At 36.9% G+C, this 21,440-nt stretch carries 10 protein-coding genes; 6 read left to right on the forward strand and 4 right to left on the reverse strand.

Annotation, left to right across the window (positions count from 1 at the left end):
* Nucleotides 1-227: UTRA domain-containing protein (locus tag NH286_RS08415; protein WP_265238249.1), on the forward strand; the 227-nt coding region annotated here is incomplete at its 5' end.
* Between the two features lie 36 nt (nt 228-263).
* Here NH286_RS08415 and NH286_RS08420 read toward each other — a convergent pair.
* Nucleotides 264-2,162, reverse strand: a complete 1,899-nt coding sequence (locus NH286_RS08420) for a fructose-1,6-bisphosphatase (RefSeq protein ID WP_106459845.1) — start codon at nt 2,160-2,162, stop codon at nt 264-266.
* 51 nt (nt 2,163-2,213) lie between these two features.
* Entirely contained in the window at nt 2,214-3,182 is a 969-nt protein-coding gene (locus NH286_RS08425) for a hypothetical protein (RefSeq protein WP_106459846.1), read from the reverse strand.
* Nucleotides 3,183-3,498: 316 nt separating this feature from the next.
* Between NH286_RS08425 and NH286_RS08430 the strand changes: the two genes are divergently transcribed.
* The 3 genes from NH286_RS08430 (at nt 3,499) to NH286_RS08440 (ending at nt 11,368) form a co-directional block, all read left to right on the forward strand.
* Entirely contained in the window at nt 3,499-7,188 is a 3,690-nt protein-coding gene (locus NH286_RS08430) for a DNA-directed RNA polymerase subunit beta (RefSeq protein WP_265238252.1), read from the forward strand.
* Nucleotides 7,189-7,209: 21 nt separating this feature from the next.
* Nucleotides 7,210-10,776 (forward strand): DNA-directed RNA polymerase subunit beta', encoded by a 3,567-nt coding sequence (gene rpoC / locus NH286_RS08435; protein WP_106459848.1) that lies wholly within the window; start codon nt 7,210-7,212, stop codon nt 10,774-10,776.
* Nucleotides 10,777-10,888: 112 nt separating this feature from the next.
* The gene (locus NH286_RS08440; RefSeq protein WP_265212558.1) at nt 10,889-11,368 is read left to right on the forward strand and encodes a hypothetical protein; all 480 of its coding nucleotides are present in this window, start codon (nt 10,889-10,891) and stop codon (nt 11,366-11,368) included.
* A 48-nt stretch (nt 11,369-11,416) separates the two neighbouring features.
* On the opposite strand, the gene NH286_RS08445 is transcribed toward NH286_RS08440, so the two are convergent.
* A complete protein-coding gene (locus NH286_RS08445) occupies nt 11,417-12,538 on the reverse strand; it encodes an aldo/keto reductase (protein WP_265238254.1) in 1,122 nt (373 codons plus the stop codon).
* Between the two features lie 82 nt (nt 12,539-12,620).
* On the opposite strand from NH286_RS08445, the gene NH286_RS08450 reads away from it, so the two are divergent.
* Together NH286_RS08450 and NH286_RS08455 are read left to right on the forward strand one after the other, a co-directional pair.
* Nucleotides 12,621-13,898, forward strand: coding sequence for a chloride channel protein (locus tag NH286_RS08450; protein ID WP_265238256.1), 1,278 nt, complete (start codon nt 12,621-12,623; stop codon nt 13,896-13,898).
* A gap of 227 nt (nt 13,899-14,125) precedes the next feature.
* Nucleotides 14,126-20,800, forward strand: a complete 6,675-nt coding sequence (locus NH286_RS08455) for a S8 family serine peptidase (RefSeq protein ID WP_265238258.1) — start codon at nt 14,126-14,128, stop codon at nt 20,798-20,800.
* 424 nt (nt 20,801-21,224) lie between these two features.
* On the opposite strand, the gene NH286_RS08460 is transcribed toward NH286_RS08455, so the two are convergent.
* Nucleotides 21,225-21,404, reverse strand: coding sequence for a hypothetical protein (locus NH286_RS08460; protein WP_234025809.1), 180 nt, complete (start codon nt 21,402-21,404; stop codon nt 21,225-21,227).
* Nucleotides 21,405-21,440: the final 36 nt, after the last annotated feature.

Raw genomic sequence — 21,440 nt, forward strand, 5'->3', positions numbered from 1 at the left:
ATATTTTCGAAGAAGATTATAAGTCAAAGATTTATAATATAAAGGAAAGATTTTCGGTATCGTCTATGACAAGTCAAGTGGCAAAAACGATGAACCTAGAGGATAAGAGCCCTTGCCTTAAAATAAGCAGGCTGTCCTACGATTTAGAAGATGATCTTATAGAATATACCCTATCTTACGCAAGGGCGGACCTCTTCTATTATGAAACTTCATATACCCACAACTAAAAATCAGCCCTTATATTTGGGCTGATTTTTATGTGCTTATTTATTCTCGTAAATTTTTAAAAGTTCTTGCAAGAGCTTAATTTTTTCGGCATTTTTCTTGCCTTCATCTGTATCTTTTCTGAGCATTCTTGGATTCATGATCTCAACTTCCTTTATATTAGGAGTGTAGGATGAAACCTTGTCGGTAATTGATTCGTAGGTCTTATGCTCAGCAAGGGCCACGTGGTGGGAGTTAAAGACTAGGGTATAGCCAGCTATGCCCGTTTTGGCCTGGTAAGGTTTTGAAATGCCGCCATCTATGACATAAAGTTTACCGCCTGCCTTGATTGGACTTTCTCCAGCTTCGGTAATTACTGGAACGTGGCCATTTATTATCCTTCTTCTAGTCCCTGTAACTCCAAATTCATCCAGAATCATATCCACGATTTCTTCTTTTTCGTAAAGGTCGTAGTAAGGGTTGTAGTGCTCTTTCCTAAGGGCCTTGTCATCTACAAAGACATTTTCAAAATATGAATATTGGCTCTTGCCAAAAATTGGAGAATACCTGCCGCTTATTAAATACCACATCATATCCTTGGCAAAGAGGTCATTGGTAAAGTAGGCATCCCTGGCAAGTCTATCGAATTTATCCATGAGGTTTTTGCCCTTGTAGGTCACACCTTTTATTTCTACTTCTTGGAATTCTCCATCTTTTGTAAGTGGGATGCAGCCGTGGAAGAGTAAAGAGCCGTTTTCCACCTGGTACATTGCACCATTTTGGTAGAGGAATTTGACGTGGGCATTTAGCTTGTCATTTTTGATAAAATCTTGTTTTAGGACGTGGATTACATTTTTTTCTTCTTTAGTCAATTTGGATGGATTCTTTGGGTCAATAGTTGGGAAATTTTTATCCTTAAGAGCAGCACCCTTGTAGGTAAAATTATCGAAGTTGATGAATTTGATGACATTTCTATTGTCCATATTCATATCAGGATTTCTCTCTATTAGGGCATAGTCAAGTTTGTACCTAATTATCGAAATTGCCTTGTGCATCCTAGAAGCAGCTTCTAGGGTGATATTGTCATAAATATTATCGTCATAGATTCTTGGCTTAAAATATAGGCATGGGTCATCGCCATAAGTTTCCATTGCAAATTCAAAAAGGACTCTGAGGTTGATTCCATAGCCATCTTCTAGCATATCAAAGTTGTTATATTTGATGGCATCTGCAACGCAAGCTGCAATTAGGGCGGTATTTCCTGCGCAAGCTCCCATCCAGGCTATGTCGTGGTTGCCCCATTGGAAGTCCACATTTGGGAAGGTTAGAAGTTCATCCATGATTATATGTGGGGATGGACCCCTGTCATAGATATCGCCTACAATGTGGAGCTTATCTACAGATACTCTCTGGATTAGGGCGCAGAGGACTTTTATAAAGTCATAGGCTGTTTGGTAGGAGACGATATTTGATACTAAGGATTCATAGTAGGCGCGCTTGTTGTACTCGGAGTCGTTGGTGTAGAGGAGCTCGTCTAAGATTAGATTATATTTTTGAGGAAACTTGCTCTTTACATAATCTTTTGGATATTTGGTTGAGACGAATTTTAGGAGATTTATTAGCCTGTGAATGGTTATGGTGAGATAGTCAGCAGTAATCTTTTCTTCAGTCCTTAGTTCTTTTAGGACTAGGTCTGGGTCATAGATAAGCTTGGCTAGGTCATCTTGGTCATGTTTTTCTAAAGTGTCTCCGAAGAGCTTTTGAATCTTATCCCTAATGTTACCAGAGGCAGACCTTAGTAAATGCAAAAAGGCATCGCTTTCCCCGTGTATATCAGAGAAAAAATATTCAGTGCCCTTAGGTAGGTATTGCTGGCTGGTTAGTAAAATTAGCTCATCTTTGATGGCGCTTTTGTTAGGGTAGAGGGTTTTGATTAGTTCGTGGTAGGTCTTATCCATATTTTATCCTTTCTTGTAAATTAAAAGAGCAAAGGCCCGAAAATCGGGCTATTACTCCTTTGTTTCCTCTCTTACAAATGTTGATTTGTCATAGATTCTTTCATCTTCTGCCTTTTGAAAATCTTCCGCCAAATCTGGGTCATAGGTTATATCATCATTATCACTTACTATGACTTTGTTTGTTTTTAAATCTTCATGGGATTTTTTCTTTAGGTCATCAAGATTTGTCTCTGTGATTATAAGATCATCAGATTTATTCTTACTTTCCTTATGATTATTAGGGCTTGCTTCTTCTTCTTTTTTCAAATCAGCTAGGGTAAGTGGTTTTTCTTCTGATGACTTTTCGTAGGTTTTGTCAGTATCGCTGCTTGCTTCATCTAGGGTGATTTTATTTTCATCTTTTTTGTCAGAATCTTCACTTTCATTATCGGTGTTTTTATCAATAAGCTGACTGGTTTTAATTTTAGTCTTGCCATCAAGCTTCACTTCTTCGTTTTTAAGAAGTTTTACATCATCTGATTTTAACAAGTTTTCAGAATTATCAGTATTATTTTGGTTTATTTCGATGTATTCTGTCTTAGTTTGTTTGGATCCTTCTACTTGATAAATACCCCTTACTTTTCCTATTAATCCGATAAGTGAATTTAATAATAAAAGTCCATTTAGGCCTATGAGTATAAATAGAAGTTTCTCTCTAAAACTCATAAGCAAGAATCCGTCAATTGCCAAAAATATAAGGGCAAAGAAAATATTTGATGGGTGGCTTTTTCCATTTTCACCTGCTTTAAAGATATTTCTTGCGACAATTGTATTTATAATAAAGGCAATTAATACAAGAATAAGGCTAAGAGGCTTAAGGATTGACCTAGCTATATTTGTAATCCCTATTAGGTCAAAGGCAGCTAAGTAGAGGTTGTTATCGACAAATACGATAAAACCAATAGCAAAAAACAACAGGATGCTTATTATAGACCTAAAAAGGCCTGTTATTATTGAAAAAAATTTAATTAAGTCTTTCATATCTCCTCCATTACTTATATTATATCATAAATTTCTGATTGTTTATATATTTTATAAATGTATAATAGAAGAAAGATAAAAAAATCCTATTAGATAATTGACAAATATACATTATCTGATATCATAATTAGATAGTTTTATAAAATAGTTCCAAGAGAATATATAGAATATAAGGAGAAATCTCAATAAAAGACTTGAAGGTTGATTGTTTTGAAGTATAATATACAATTGCTAGAAATCTATTTATGGAGATTTTTTTTATCTTATAGACAAGTAGAATTTGTCATTTGAAGTTTGCAAACAGTAAGGAGTAACAATGGCCCAATATCACAAGAAGTTATATGGGAAAACCGAGAGAATGTCCTTCTCAAAGTTTCCTGAAGTCTTAGATTTACCAAATTTATTAAAAGTTCAAAAAGACTCATATGATTGGTTTATTAAAGAAGGTCTTGGAGAAATCCTAGAAGACATCTCACCAATTGAGGATTATAATGGCAAGCTCAGCCTTGAATTTACAGGCTATGAGTTTGAAAAAGAACCAAAATATACCCTAAAAGAAGCTAAGTATAAAGACCTAACCTATGCCAGAGACCTAAAGGTTATGGCTATCTTATTTAATAAAGAAACTGGTGAAATCAAAAGACAAGAAGTTTTCATGGGTGATTTCCCAATGATGACTGACTCTGCAACATTTGTTATAAATGGTGCTGAAAGAGTTATAGTAAGCCAGCTTGTAAGAAGTCCAGGTGTATATTATGCAGAAGAGACTGACAAGAGCGGGGATAAGCAATATTCATCTACAGTTATACCAAACCGTGGTGCATGGATAGAATTTGATACTGACGCCAGCCATACTGTAAATGTCAGATTAGATAGAACAAGAAAATTACCAGCTACAACCCTTGTTCGTGCCCTTTTATTTGAGACAGATGAGGAAATTATTGAGGCTCTAGGTGATACCAAACATTTAAGAAATACCCTAGAGAAGGAAAATTCTGAAACTAGCGAAGAAGCTTTGATAGAAATCTATAGAAAGCTAAAACCAGGTGATCCTGCTTCCCTAGAATCATCCACAACCCTAATTAATAACCTCCTCTTTGATGATAGAAGATACGACCTTGCAAGAGTTGGTAGATATAAATACAACCTAAAACTTGCCCTAGCTGACAGAATCGAAGGCGAAAAAGCTGCAAGAGATGTAGTTAATAGCGAAACAGGCGAAATCTTTGTCAAAGAAGGTGAAGTAATTGATAGGGAAACTGCCATAGCTATCGAAAATTCTGGAATAGTTACAGTTGATATAAATAAAATCAACTCAGATGGCAAGGAACAGACCCTAAGAATAGTTGGAAATAACTTTGTTGATGTTCACTCATTTGAAGAGCTAGAAGGCCTAGATATCGATTATGATGAACTAAGCGAAAAAGTTTATTATCCAGTAATGAGAGAAATAATCGATGAAGCTAGTGATGATGAAGAGCTTGTAAAACTCATCCAAAGAAGAAAGAAAGAACTTTCTCCTAAAAACATTACAAAAGCTGATATACTTGCAATAGTAAACTACCAATTCAACCTCTTTGAAGGTGTCGGCGAAACAGATGACATAGACCATCTTGGTAACCGTCGTGTAAGAGGTGTTGGAGAATTATTACAAAACCAATTTAGGGTTGGTCTTGCTCGTATGGAAAGAGTAGTTCGTGAAAGAATGACAACCCAAGACCCAGATATAGCAACACCACAAGGTTTAATCAATATCAAGCCTGTGACAGCTGTTATAAAGGAATTCTTCGGTTCATCCCAATTATCACAGTTCATGGACCAAACCAACCCAATGAGTGAGTTAACCCACAAGAGAAGACTATCAGCCCTAGGACCAGGCGGTCTATCAAGAGATAGGGCAGGAGTTGAAGTAAGAGACGTTCACGATTCCCACTACGGTAGAATCTGTCCGATAGAAACTCCAGAAGGACCAAACATCGGTCTAATCACATCTCTTACAACTTATGCTAGAGTAAATAAATATGGCTTCATAGAAACACCTTATAGAAAGGTAGAAGCTGGTGGCCATGTAACAGATGATATTGTATATCTAACAGGAGATATAGAAGATAATTTCATCATTGCTCAAGCCAACGAACCATTAGATGAAAACAATGTATTTATCAATGACAGAGTATCAGGCCGTGGTTATAAGGGTGAAAATGATATTTATCCAAGAGATGCCATCCAATACATGGACGTATCACCTCAACAGATAGTATCTGTCGGAGCATCCCTAATACCATTCCTTGAAAACGACGACTCTACCCGTGCCCTCATGGGTGCCAACATGCAACGTCAGGCAGTACCACTTATCAAGTCTCAAGCTCCAATAGTAGCTACAGGAATTGAGCATAGGGCTGCAAAGGACTCAGGTGTATGTGTAGTATCCAAAGAAGCAGGAAAAGTTGTCTATGTATCAGGTGATAAGATCAAAATTAAGTCAGACTCAGATGGTGAAGTAATCACCTATGACCTACTTAAATTTGAAAGAGCCAACCAAGGAACTACTATCAACCAAAGACCAATTGTAGAGCTTGGCGAAGAAGTAAAAGCTGACCAAGTAATCGCAGATGGTCCATCAACAGAACAAGGAGAGCTAGCCCTAGGTAAAAATATCCTCATAGCCTTTACAACATGGGAAGGTTACAACTTCGAGGATGCTATGCTCCTTAACGAAGAGCTAGTAATCAACGATGTCCTAACCTCAGTCCACATCGAAGAACACGAATGTGAAGCTAGAGAAACTAAGCTAGGTGCAGAAGAGATTACAAAAGATATACCAAATGTCGGCGATGATATGAAAAAAGACCTTGATGAAAATGGTGTTATAAGAATCGGAGCTGAAGTAACAAGTGGTGATATCCTTGTAGGTAAGGTATCTCCAAAGGGAGAAACCGAGCTATCTCCTGAAGAAAGACTACTTCGCGCAATCTTTGGTGAAAAGGCAAGAGAAGTTAGAGATACATCCCTAAAAGTACCTCACGGTGAAAAGGGAATCGTAGTTGATGTCAAAGAATACAACAAAAAAGACGGAGATGAATTATCTCCAGGTGTAAATAAAGTTATAAGAGTCTATGTAGCTACCAAGAGAAAAATTATGGTAGGAGATAAGATGTGCGGTCGTCACGGTAACAAGGGTGTCGTTTCAAGAATTCTTCCAAGAGAAGATATGCCATTCTTACCAGATGGAACCCCAATTCAAATCTGCCTAAACCCATTAGGTATACCAAGCCGTATGAACCTTGGTCAGGTACTAGAAGTGCACATGGGTCTTGCAGCAAGAACTTTAGGTTGGAAGATAGCAACACCAGTATTTGATGGTGCTATGGATACAGAAATCGAAGAAGTCCTAGAAGAAGCAAAGAAAATTGCCCCATATGTAAATAAGACAGGTAAGATTAGACTACGTGATGGTAGAACTGGTTTAGAATTTGAAAACCCTGTAACAGTAGGAGTCATGTACATGCTCAAACTCCACCACATGGTAGAAGAAAAAATCCACGCCAGGTCAATCGGACCATACTCCCTAGTAACCCAACAACCACTAGGTGGTAAGGCACAATTTGGTGGCCAAAGATTTGGAGAGATGGAGGTTTGGGCCCTAGAAGCATATGGTGCAAGCCATACCCTCCAAGAGATCTTGACAGTCAAATCAGATGATGTAACTGGAAGAGTTAAGACCTACGAATCAATAGTAAAGGGTGAAAATATCCCAGAACCAGGCACACCAGAATCATTTAAGGTACTTGTAAAAGAATTACAATCACTTGCCCTAGACGTAGAGCTCTTAGATGATAAGGGTGAAGTCGTAGAACTTAAGGAAAACATAGACGAACAAGATAGATTTTCTCAAGTAGAAAAGATAGATGCATCAAAGATAAGAAACCAAAGCAAACTTTTATCCAATACCTCTGCAAAAGCTGAAGAAGTAAAGGCTGCAGAAGTAGAGGGTGAAGAGGCTTAAGTCATAGTTAGGAAGTTTGAATTGAGCGAATTAAAAGAATTTATCGGCATGAGGATGAAAGTCGCATCGCCAGAAAAAATAAGAAGTTGGTCTCATGGTGAAGTTAAAAAACCAGAAACAATAAACTATAGGACCCTAAAGCCTGAAAAAGATGGCCTTTTCTGCGAAAAAATATTTGGACCAACCAAGGACTATGAATGTTCTTGTGGTAAATACAAACGAATGAGATATAAGGGCGTAGTGTGCGAAAAATGTGGAGTAGAAGTCACAAAATCAAAAGTAAGACGTGAAAGAATGGGACACATAGAGCTAGCAGCTCCAGTAAGTCACATTTGGTTCTTCAAGGGGATCCCATCTAAAATGGGACTTCTCCTTGATATGAGCCCAAGAGTATTAGAGAAGATCCTCTACTTTGCATCCTATGTAGTAATCAACCCAGGTTCAACAGACCTAGCAGAAAAACAAGAAATCTCAGAAACAGAATACCAAGACATACTTGAACAATATCCAGACGATACAGAATTTAAGGCGGCAATGGGTGCAGAAGCAGTAAAAGAACTCCTTCAAAACATCGACCTTGAAAGAGAATACGAACTTCTTCTAAAAGAGCTTGATGAATCATCAAACCAAAAAAAGGTAAGAGTATCAAGAAGACTAGAAGTAGTAGATGCCTTCTTAACAAGTGGCAACAAACCAGAATGGATGATCTTAGATGTCCTTCCAGTAATGCCACCAGAATTAAGACCAATGGTCCAACTAGAAGGTGGAAGATTTGCAACATCTGACTTAAACGACCTATACAGAAGAGTAATCAACAGAAATAACAGACTAAAAAGACTACTTGATATAGGCGCTCCAGAAATAATCGTCAGAAACGAAAAGAGAATGCTCCAAGAAGCAGTCGATGCCCTAATAGATAACGGTCGTAGGGGAAGAGCTGTAACAGGAGCCTCAAATAGAAACATGAAGTCCCTATCAGACCTTCTTAAGGGTAAATCTGGTAGATTTAGACAAAACCTTCTAGGTAAGAGGGTAGACTATTCAGGACGTTCAGTAATCGTAGTAGGTCCAGACCTTAAGTTCAATCAATGTGGTCTTCCACAAGAGATGGCCCTTGAGTTATTCAAGCCATTTATCATGAACAAGGTAGTAGAAAAAGACCTAGCCCACAACCTAAAGACAGCCAAGAAAATGGTAGAGAAAAAGGACCCAAGAGTGTATGAAGTACTAGAAGAGGTAATAAAAGACCATCCAGTACTTCTAAACCGTGCTCCGACCCTCCATAGACTTGGTATCCAAGCTTTTGAACCAACTTTAGTAGAAGGAAAGGCAATCAAGCTTCATCCATTAGCATGTAACGCCTTCAACGCCGACTTCGATGGTGACCAGATGGCTATCCACCTTCCATTATCAAACGAAGCCCAAATTGAAGCAAGGCTACTAATGATGTCAACAAACAACATCCTAGGCCTTAAAGATGGTAAGCCAATCACAACCCCATCTCAGGATATGGTATTAGGTGCTTATTACCTAACAACCATCAAAGAAGGAGCTAAGGGTGAGGGAATGGTATTTGAATCTACAAATGAAATGTATAAGGCTCTAGTAAATGGCCTTGTAGAATACCAAAGTAAAATTGGCGTAAGAATCAAAAAAGATGAAATGGATCCAGGTAAGATTGTAACTTCATCAGTAGGTAGATTTATCTACAACGAAGGTATTCCACAAGATTTAGGCTATGTAAATAGAAAAGAAGATCCATATTCACTAGAAATAGACACAGTTGCAGATTCTGGAACACTAAAAGATATAATCGATAGGTGCTTTAGAAAACATGGCAACATCAAAACAGCCGAAGTCCTTGACTACATCAAGCACACAGGCTACAAATACTCAACCTTATCAGGCCTAACAGTATCAATGGACGATGTAAAAATCCCAGCTGAAAAATGGCCACTAATAGATGAGGCTGATAAGGCAGTTGATAAGTACGACAAGCTTTACAGACGTGGTCTTATAACTGACCAAGAAAGATATGAAAAGGTAATTGAAATATGGCAAGATACAACCAACAAGGTTACAGATGCCCTACTTTCAGACCTAAGAGATGACAACAACATCAAAATCTTTGCCGATTCTGGTGCCCGTGGTTCAACCAATCAGATCAGACAGCTAGGCGGTATGCGTGGACTTATGAGTCAGGCCGATGGTAAAATCATCGAGATTCCAATCAAGGCTAACTTTAGGGAAGGTCTATCAGTACAAGAGTACTTTATTTCAACCCACGGTTCTCGTAAGGGTCTAACAGATACAGCCCTAAGAACAGCCGACTCAGGTTACCTAACCCGTAGGATGGTAGATATATCTCAAGATGTCATAGTTACAGAAGATGATTGCCATTCAGATGGATTTGTAGTAGCTCATGAATTTAAAGATGGCAACGAATTAATAGAAGATCTAAGAACAAGAATTGTAGGTCGTACATCTTTTGAAGATATAAAAGATGAATCAGGCGAGATAATTGTTCACAAAGATGAAGTAATAGATGAAGACTTGGCTGACAAAATCGTAGGAGCTGGCATCAAAGAAGTAAAACTTCGTTCAGTCCTAGAATGTAAGTCAAAACAAGGTGTATGTGCTAAATGCTACGGTAGAAACCTTGCCACAGGCAAGCACGTAAATATCGGAGAAGCTGTAGGAATTATAGCAGCCCAATCAATCGGTGAACCAGGTACCCAGTTAACCATGCGTACCTTCCACTCTGGTGGTATAGCAGGCGTTGGAATCACCCAAGGTCTTCCAAGGGTTGAGGAGCTTTTTGAAGCTCGTAAACCAAAGGGACTTGCCTTTATAGCAGCAAACTCAGGCCAGGTTCGTCTAATCCAAAACGAAAAGAAAACTGACGTAGAAATAGTTGGTGAAGATGGCCAAGCTAGAGAATACAAGATACCATTTGGTTCAAGAATCCTAGTAAGAGACGGAGATTATGTAGAAATAGGTGCCCAACTAACAGAAGGTTCCCTAGACCCACACGATGTCCTAGATGTACTAGGCAAGGTCGGCGTTCAAGATTACATCACCAAGGAAGTCCAAAAAGTATATAGGCAACAAGGTGTTGAAATCGACGACAGACACATCGAAGTAATAGCTCGTCAGATGCTAAAGAAAGTAAAAATCGTAGACTCAGGAGATACAGAATTCCTTCCAGAAAGCTTGCAAGATAGACGTGAAGTAGATCTAGTAAACAAGGAAATGGAAGAAGCAGGCAAAAGACCAGCAATCTATGACCAAGAGCTTCTTGGGATAACCAAGGCATCTCTTGCCACAGACAGCTGGCTATCAGCAGCATCCTTCCAAGAAACAACCAGAGTCCTAACAGATGCTTCAATTAAGGGCAAGGTAGACGACCTAAGAGGTCTAAAAGAAAACATCATAATAGGTAAGCTAATACCAGCAGGTACAGGCCTAAAATACTACAATGATGTAGAAATCGACTACGAAACCAAAGAGCTAGAAGATGAACAAATCAGAGCAAACGTGGAATCAGTAGAAAGAGCCATAGCCGAAGAAGAAATCGAAGAAGTATAAAAATAAGAGCGTTTAGCCAAAAGCTAGCGCTCTTTTTCCTTACAAAGTTTGTAATTCTCATATTTTTTATTTTTGCTATAATCATAATATAGAAAAAATAAAGGAGAAAAATATGAAAACAAATATTAAAAAACTATCTTCAATATTATTAGTAGGCGGCCTTGCTCTTGGTCTTGCAGCTTGTGGAAAGGCAGATGCGGATGATTATTCTACAGGAATGATTAGCCAGAAAGAAATTCAAGAAGAATTTACAAAAACTAAGGAAAACTTAGACTGGCCAGAAGGATATGAAATCCCAGAAGAGATTGACTATAAGGATGATGACCTATATCAAAAGGGATTTGGCTCTACAAGGGCAAGCATGTATTGGGAAGCAGCCTGGGAAAAGGAATGGCTAAATACTTATAAGACTGATCCAGCAAGAGCTCAAAAAGCTTTAGATGAGTTAGAAAAAGCCAAGACTATGACTTATATGTCAGAAGCCAAATGCGATGATGCAACAAGAAAATATTTTAATGATATTTTAGAAAAAGCCAAAAATGGAGACCCATCAGGCTTTGAAGAAAATATCAAACTCAATGCCCCAGAATAAAAATAAAGCTGATGGAAGAGGAAAAAATCCTCCCATCAGCTTTTATTTTTATCTTAAATATTCATTAGCTTTCTTAAGGTCTTCGATTATTTCAAGACTTTGTGGGCATATGCCTTCGCATTTGCCGCATTCTATGCACTCTTCAGGGCTTACTCCGTCTTTTAGATATTCTTTGTAAGCCTTTTGAGATTTTTCTTTTTCATCATAAAGGTGGGCGTTATTCCAGAGGGCAAAGACCTTTGGTATATTGATATCAACTGTGCAAGGCAAGCAATATTCGCAAGCTGTGCAGGCGATTTGCTCTCTTGACTTATAGATCGCTCTGGCCTTCCTGTAAAAATCTCTATCCTCATCACTTAGACTTGCTGGCTCTACTTGACTTGCTATAGCAAGATTTTCCCTAACTTGGTCTATGTCATTCATACCAGAAAGAACAGTCATGACATTATCTAGATCTAGGACAAACTTAAGGGCCATTTGGGCTGGTGAAAGGTCTGAACCCCTCATGAGGTCTTTTACTTCACGAGGTGGATTTGCAAGTCTTCCGCCCTTTACAGGCTCCATTATCACAAGGGGAATGCCCATTTCCTTGGCAAGTGTATAGCCCTTCATACCTGCTTGAAGGTTGATATCCAGATAATTTAATTGGATTTGGCAGAAATCCCATGGATAGGATTTGATAATTTCTTCAAAAACTGGATATTCATCGTGGAAGGAAAAGCCAATGTTTTTTACAAGTCCTTTTTCCTTTATAACTTTTATAAAGTCAAAAAGTCCATTTTCTACAGCTTGGTCAAATTTTTTCTTATCCAATGAATGGATTAGGTAAAAATCAAAATAATCTGTGCGAAGATTTGCCAGCTGTTCCTTAAAAATCCTTTCATAATCTTCATAAGAATTTACCAGCCAAACTGGCATCTTGGTTGCAATTGTGACCTTATCCCTAAGGTCATTTTCTTCTATGAATTCTCCAATAAATTTCTCGCTCATCTGATTATGGTAAGGGTAGGCTGTGTCTATGTATGTAAGTCCCTTATCTATAGCCTCTTTTATAATCTCACTTGAGTATTCTTTGTCAATCTTACCATTATCATCATCAAGGGTCTTAAATCTCATGCAGCCAAAGCCAAGTCTTGAGACTTTCTTCCCCTTATAGTCAAAATATTTCATAAATTCCTCCTTAACTACATTTCTACCCAAACTTAAAATTGTTAATAAGTAAAATTTCTGTATAGTAAATACGAGGTGAATTATGGAAAAATTATATAAAAAGTTATATTTATTTGTTATCTTAGGAATTTTTGTAGGTCTTTTGATTGGGATTTTCAAAAAAGCAATAGGCTTAGTTGCAAGTTTCATGGAAGAGTTCCTAAGCAAGACTTCTGGAAATTTAACAAATTCCTTCTTATTTATTTTATTTTTAATTCTTATAGGAATTATTACTTTTTATATCCTAAAAAAGGATAAAGATACCAAGGGATCTGGAATACCAGTGATAATGGGTATGATGGATGGGGAATTTGAAGTTAATTCTAAAAAAACCATCATTAATAAATTCCTAGCATCCTTTCTAACTATTGGTTCAGGTCTAACAGTAGGCAGGGAAGGCCCATCAGTTCAGCTTGGTGGCCTTGCTGGAGATATTGTGGCAGACTTTGACCAAACTTTTGAGAGGAAATATTTTATAGGATCTGCGGCAGCAGCAGGTTTTGCAGTAGCCTTTAATGCTCCCGTAGCAGCAATAATCTTTGGTTTAGAAGAAGTCTTTAGAAAACACGACATAAAGACCTTCCTTACATCAGCTACAACTACAATTGCAGCGACAATCACATCTGGCCTTATTTTTGGAGACTTAACAAGCTTAAAAGACATACCAGTTTTTGATAATATAAGTCAGGAAAGACTTTGGATAGTCCTTATCCTGGGAATAGTCACAGGTCTTTCAGGAGTCTTATTTAATAAGCTGGTAATAGGGGCAAAATCATTTTACAAAAAAATCCCCCTTCCAGAGCTTGTAAAATATCTGGCCCCTTTTGTCATAACTGGCCTAGTATTATTGGTAGACCCAAGACTTTTTGCATCGGGAGAAGAATTAATCTATTTGCCAGCAGGTGGGGGCGAATCTTTGGCCACACTTATATATATGTATTTTGCAAAAATTCTCCTCTTAAGCCTTGCCTTTGGCATGGGCCTATCAGGAGGCTCCCTAGTTCCACTCCTAGCAATAGGGGCAATCCTTGGCAATATCTACGCCACAGCCCTCTTTGATATGGGTCTAATCCCGGCAGAAAGAATCTTTGCCATAAGTTTAATAGCCATGGCAGGCCACTTCTCAGCCATAGTAAGAACTCCAATTGCAGCCATAATCCTAATTGTGGAAATGACAGGCGGAGCCTTCTCAAACATCCTAGGCCTAGCCCTAGTATCCTTTATAGCCTACCTAGTAGCAGAAATATTTAAATCAAAACCATTCTACGAAGACCTCTATGAAAGGCTTCTAAAAACAGAAAAATCTTACTTTAAACATTAATTATTTGCAAACTACAAAATAAATGCCTATATATGTTTAATTAATCGGCTATCTAAATCTTGACAAGTGTTAAAAATATATAAAGATTATATTGACAAGGTGATATAAATGTTTTATAATTGATTAGTGGTACTGAAAATCATTATCACAATTTTATATTTTGTACATTAATATGAATTAATATTTAACATGTTAAATAAATAATTAATAGAGGATATGGAGAATAAATGAATAATAAAAAAATTATTAAGGCGACATTAATTGCCGCCTTATCTATTTCATTCTTATTTAATGAGCCTTCCTTCGCAAGTGGCGAAGAAGAAAAACCGCTAGAGGCAAATAGCCAAAGCCTTGCTAGTGAAAATGAAGCAACTACAGAAAAAAAAGAAGAAGCAAAGAGTGAAGAATCTTTTGATAAAGAAAATGAACAAAAGAAAGAAGATGAAAACAAAGACAAAGCTCCTGCTTTAGAAACTTCCCTCAAAGAAGATAAGTCTGATGAAAAAGAAGGTAAATCAACAGAAGATACACATAAAGCTGACCTTAATAAGGATTCATCTATTGAAGAAAAGAAAGATGATAAGGCTGTAGAAAAGAAAGATGATAAAGTTTTAGATAATAAAGATAAGGGTAGAGTCATCTACATAGCCGAATTTAAAGATAAAGAGGCTGCTGAAAGGGCAATGAAGGAAATATCAAAATTTTCTTCTACAAAAGTTTTGTATGCCTATAATACAATTTTCAATGGTTGTGCAATTGAAACAAAACAAGATAATCTTGATTTGATTAAACATATCGAAGGAATATCATCTGTAGACAGAGCTCAAAAAGTTGAGCCAATGATGAATCACGCAAGAGAAGAAATCGGTGTCAATGAAGCTATCGACTACCTAAAAGCCATTAACAAAGACATGGTAATGAAGTTTGACGGTAGGGGCATGGTAATTGCAAATATCGATACTGGAACTGATTATAGGCACAAGGCTATGAGAATTGACGATGAAGCTAAGCCTTATATGAAATATAAAAAAGAGGACATGAAGGGAACTGACAAGGACTTTTGGTTGAGTGATAAAATTCCTCATGCCTTTAACTATTATAATGGTGGCAAAATCACTGTCGAAAAATATGACGATGGTTCCGACTATCATGATCCACATGGTATGCATATAGCGGGAATCCTTGCTGGTAATGATACTGATAAGGATATAGCTAAGTATAATGGTATAGACGGAATAGCACCAAATGCTCAAATCTTTTCTTACAAGATGTACTCAGATTCAGGTGATGGCTTTGCTGGTGATGAAACAATGTTTCACGCTATCGAAGATGCAATCAAACATAAGGTTGATGTAGTATCTGTATCTTCTGGATTTACAGGAACAGGTCTTATTGGTGAGAAATATTGGCAAGCAATTAGGGCTTTAAGAAAGGCAGGTATTCCTATGGTAGTTGCTACTGGTAACTATGCAACATCTGCTTCAAGCTCATCATGGGACTTGGCTGTTAATAACCAACTAAAGATGACCGATACAGGAAATGTAACTAGAACTGCTGCCCACGAAGATGCCATAGCTGTTGCATCAGCTAAAAATCAAATAGTAGAGTTTGATAAGGTAAATATTGGTGGCGAAAGCTTCAAGTATAGAAATATCGGTACCTTCTTCGATAAAAATAAGATTATTAGTAATGAAGATGGAAGCAAAGCATCTGACAAAATGAAATTCGTTTATATAGGCAAGGGTCAAGATGAAGATCTAGTTGGGCTTAATCTTAAAGGCAAAATTGCTGTTATGGATAGAATATATACAAAGGATTTAAAATATGCCTTCAAAAGAGCTGCCGATAAGGGTGCTCGCGCAATCATGGTTGTAAACACTGTTAACTACTATAACAGGGATAACTGGACAGAGCTTCCAGCCATGGGCTACGAAGAAGATGAAGGAACAACTTGCCAAGTATTTTCAGTATCTGGTGATGATGGACTTAAAATTTGGAATATGATTGATCCAGCCAATAAAACTGAGGTTAAGAGAAACAAGAAAGAAGACTTCAAAGATAAGCTTGACCAATACTATCCAATTGATATGGAAAGCTTCAACAAAAACCGTCCAAAGCTTGGTGATGAGAAAGAGCTAGACTTTAACTTTGCTCCTGATACAGACAAGGAACTTTATAAAGAAGAAGTAATCGTGCCAGCAGCCTCTACATCATGGGGTCCAAGGGGTGACCTCCTACTAAAACCAGATGTATCAGCACCAGGAAAGAACATCAAATCAACTCTAAATGTAATTGATGGCAAATCAACTTATGGTTATATGTCAGGAACAAGTATGGCAACACCAGTGGTCGCAGCATCAACAGTATTGATTAGACCAAAACTAAAAGAGATGCTCGAAAAACCTGTCCTCAAAAACCTAGAAGGTGAGGATAAAATCGACTTAACTACTCTTACAAAGATTGCCCTACAAAACACAGCAAGACCTATGATGGATCCAACATCTTGGAAGGAAAAATCACTATATTATGCTTCGCCAAGACAACAAGGTGCAGGTCTAATTAACGTTGCTAATGCACTAAGAAGTGATGTTATAGCAAGCTTTAAAAATGTTGACTCCGAAGGTCTAGTAAACTCATATGGATCTATATCACTTAGAGAAATTAAGGGAGAAAAGAAATATTTCACAATCAAGTTGATTAATACATCAGATAGGCCTCTCACATTTAAGGCTTCATCATCTGCAATAACCACAGATTCCCTTACCGACAGGCTAAAACTTGATGAAACTTACAAGGATGAGAAATCATCAGATGGTAAACAAATTGTTCCAGAAATTCATCCAGCAAGTATTAAGGGTGCAAATATTAGCTTTGAACACGATGTATTTACAATTGCTCCAAACTCTTCATATGAATTGAAGGCTGTAATAAATGTAGGAGATGCAAAAGATAAAGACCAATTTGTAGAATCCTTCATTAGACTTGAATCTAAAGAAGAACTTGAGGCAATGTGTGGCAAGGAAAACAAGACAGTATTCCAACCATCTCTATCAATGCCACTTATGGGCTTTGCTGGAAATTGGAACAAGGAGCCAATCCTTGACAAGTGGGCTTGGGAAGAAGGCTCTAAATCAAAAACCATGGAAGGTTATGACGATGATGGTAAACCAAAAATACCTGGAACCTTGAACAAGGGTATAGGTGGAGAACATGACATCGATAAATTCAATCCAGCAGCCGTTATCCAAAACAGAAAAGATGGAAATACAAAATCACTTGATCAAGATCCTGATTTATTTGCACTAAATAACAACCACGGATTATATGATCCATCACAAAGCGAATCAAAAGTCGCAAGAATTTATCCACTTGATAATAAGGGACAACCACAAGAAGTTCAAATCGAAACAGGGCTAACACCTTCCCCACTCGTTCTAAGAAGTGCAAGAGAAGGCTTAATCTCAATTGTAAATACTGACAAAGAGGGCGAAGGACAAAAAGACCTCAAGGTTGTATCTAGAGAGCACTTCATCAGAGGAATCCTAAACTCAAAGAGAAACGATGCTAAGGGGATTAAGTCATCCAAGTTAAAAGTTTTGGGAGATTTGAAATGGGATGGCCTTATTTACAATCCTAGAGGAAGAGAAGAAGGCGCTAATGATGATAATAATAACCAAGACTTTGAAACAAAACTTAGGGGTCAATTTGAACCGATAGCTGAGGGTCAATACTTCTACAAGTTCAAATATAGATTAACTAAGGATTATTCATGGCAAGTTTCTTATATACCAGTAAAAATTGACAATACAGCTCCAAAGATTGTCGATGTTGATTTCTCTAATCCAGACAAAATCAAATTAATAGCAAAAGATACCTACCACAAGGCAAAAGATGAGTACAAAAATGAAACCTTGTTTGTAAGAGATCAAAAAGACCATCCAGAGAAATTTGAAGAAGTAGCCAACGAAGTATGGTATGCAGGTGCAGCTATAGTTGACGAATACGGTGATGTTGAAAGAAACCTCAATGTAAAATATGCTGGAGAAGGCGAAGGTAGACATAGAAAGCTTGATGATAAAGGAAATACTATCTACGAAATTAGCGGTGCAGGAGATTTAAGAGGAAAAATCATAGAAGTAATCGCCCTAGATGGTGCAAGCAACTTCACCAAAATCCATAGGATAAAATTTGATAAGCAAGCTGATGCAAACGGAATGATTTCTTATTACCTAGTAGATCCTGACCAAGATTCTTCTTCTTACAAAAAACTTGGAGAAATTTCTGAAGAAAAACTCAAAAATGCAAAGAGCTCAGAGGAAAATACCAATAATAATCAAGTTAAGGATGAAGACTCAAAACCAGCTGAAGAAAGTTCAGTTGAGGGAGAAGCTAGCCTTGAAATAAATAAAAATATTTCAACAATTAGAGACTTTGAAAATAAAGACCTAAAGAAACTAATTAAAAAGAAATATAAGGAAATATATGACTTTGTAAGTGGTGAAATGAAAACAGTAGAGTGTGATTACGAATATGATGAAAAAGGAAATATAAAAGCCTACGATGATGGAAGTGCTCTAGAATATGAAACTGAGGAACTTGATGATGTTAAATCAAAGCTTGGTGGAGTGTTAAGTCCATCAAAGGATGGCCATTTTGAAATTCTTGGAAAAGTAAATAATGTATCAAAAGATGCTAAGGCCTACTATGGTAATGACTATAAAATAATAGAAATCAAGGCAAGTAAATACGACCCACAAACAAAAACTCTAACATTTGACTTATTTGCAAACACAAATGATGTAGTCTATGGTCTATCCTTTACTGGAGATATGAATATTATCGTAAAAGATAAGGGTCAAACAAAAGCTAAAACTATAATAAGGATGCCAGAAAAAAAGGATGAAGCCGCGGAAGCTGCACCATATGCTTCAAGCTATGGAAATATTATCGAACTAGGTGAAGGTGAACTAACTAAACAAAAACCAAAAGATCCAAGCAAGATGGATACAAACAAGATGTTCTTCGATAAAGAAAAGGGTCAATATGTATTAAATGATAAAATGATTGTAAGAAAGGGATATGCCCTAAGAGTTACGACATTTAACCCAGGAAAAACTGATATGCTTGATGGTAATGGAGTTTATAGCATGGAAGATATAGAAAAAATCCAAAAGACTGCCCCTAACATCAAGGCTTTATCACAAAAAACAATCTACTGTGATAGTAGAAATGTTGAAGATGGTAGAAGCACTCAATCGGTTCTCATGTCAGCCTTGGACGGATTTAATATAGTTAGATATCAAATCTTTACATTCAAAACTAATGACAAGGGAGAAGCTATAGATAAGGATGGAAATCTTGTAGATGATCCTTCTAAACTAGTTCTTCTTGGCAAAGATGGCAAGGAATACCTTGGAGATGATAAATCCAACGTAGAAGCCATCAAAGAAGATGGAGGAATGCTATTTATAGATGCAAAATCAGTAGATTTGACTATGGATAGAAACTATTTCAATCCAACAAAGGACAATAAAATCTATGTAAGAAAACCAGAATTCTATTTAAGAGGAAAAATAGGAGATAAGGGTGGTTTCAACTGGGAAATGAGAGTTAACGAGTCAGTTGTAGACAACTACCTAATTTACGGTGATTTACACATAGATAATACAAGAGACTTTAACATTAAGCTTGATGTAAAAGATGGGGATATCATGGACTGGGGAATGAAGGACTACAAGGCTAATGGATTCCCAGACAAGGTCAAAGATATGGATGGCAATGTATACCTACAAACTGGTTATAGTAAACTTAATGCCAAGGCTGTTGGAGTTCACTATCAATTCCTCTATGATACTGTAAAACCTGAAATCGAACAAAAGGATGATGGTAACACAGCTATTGAATATGAAAAAGATAAATTTATCAAATTCAATGTTACAGACAAGAGAGATGGCGATAAAGCTGGAGAAATCCAAGACAAACAAATCTTTGTAAATGGTATAGCATACGAGTCCTTAGATGATATAAAAGATATAAAGGAAAATACGCTAACAATCAAGTTTGTTGTAAAAGACTTTGCAAACAATACTAGGGTAAAGGAATTTAGCTTTGACAAAGAAAGTGGCACATTAACTCCTATAGATCCAGAAAAAGTCAAGATTACAATAGATAATAAGGAAAATGAACTTGTAAAGGGAGAGGATTTCCAATTACCAGAATACAAGGGAGAAGTTCCAGAAGGTAAAGGCTTCAAGGGTTGGAAAGTCAAAGATAAAGACGGAAAAGAAGAAATTAAAGCACAAGGTGCCTTCTTATTTGCTATGGCAGATCTAAGTGTTCAACCAGACTTCTACGATCTTCCTAAAGAAGTTAAAGAAGAAAATAAACAAACTTTTGATGAAACAAAGAAAAAAGATGAGGATTATTCAAAGATTTGGAATATAACTTGCCCAAGTGATACAGAAAATCCTTCAGAAGACCCTTCTGTAATTCCTTCAGAAGATCCTTCTGAAATTCCTTCAGAAGATCATTCTGTAATTCCTTCAGATAATCCTTCTGAAATTCCTTCTGAAAATCCACAAATTCCAGAAATAAATCTAGCTCATAAGAGTGAAAATTCAAAAGATAATCAAGGATTAGTAGTGGAGGCAAGCTTAGAAACTAAAGAGCTTAAAGGAGATCCTTCAAAAGACAATACCTTAGTTCAAAATGCTAAGGAAGATAAGGATAAAGAAGAAGCAAAGGAAAATAAGAGCCAAAGAAGTGAAGAAAAATCACAAGAAAAGAATGAGAAAGCTCCAAAAAGCACAAATGTTAAAACAGGAGTAGAGAGCCTATCATCAGTAGTGATGGGATTATTTGCAGCAAGCCTTGCCTTATTCAAGACTAAAAAAAGAAAATAAAAAGACCTAATATAAACTAAGTAAATATTAGATCTGATACCAGAGTTAGCATAAAGCTTGCTCTGGTATTTTTTTGTCTTAGAATTTTTAGATTGGAAAATCATCTCTAGGATTTTAATAAAATCACAAGCATAAAGATTTTCAAATTAAAAGCCCTCAATAAAGTTGAGTACTTTAAGTTCTATTTTTTGTTATCCATATCAGCTTTGATGGCCTTAGCAAGGGCTTCAATTTCTTCTACTTGTTCCATCTTCACACCAGAATTGATTTTAACATCTTATCCTACATAGTCAAGCTTAGTTTGAGATAGGATTTCCTTTGAAATCTCGAGACTTCTTCCGCCCCAAGACCAGTTGTTTAGGAAAGAAACAGTTTTATTGCTAAAGCCTGTTCCAACAAGTTCTCTTAGGAAGGCATCTATCTTTTAGTAAAGACCAGAGTTGTAGTTGATTGGTGCAAATACTGAGTGAAAGAATCTGTGGCAGTGGCTATTTTGATAAGAAACATAAAAAGCAGCCAGATCATAAATCTTGATATTTTCAACCCCTAACTCAGCTAGCTTTGTTACAAGAATGTCGGCTACTTCTTCGGTATCTCCATACATTAATGCGTAAACTATAACGACACCTTTTTTTCGCTG

The sequence above is a fragment of the Anaerococcus sp. NML200574 genome (assembly GCF_026131665.1).
Taxonomy (GTDB): domain Bacteria; phylum Bacillota; class Clostridia; order Tissierellales; family Peptoniphilaceae; genus Anaerococcus; species Anaerococcus kampingae.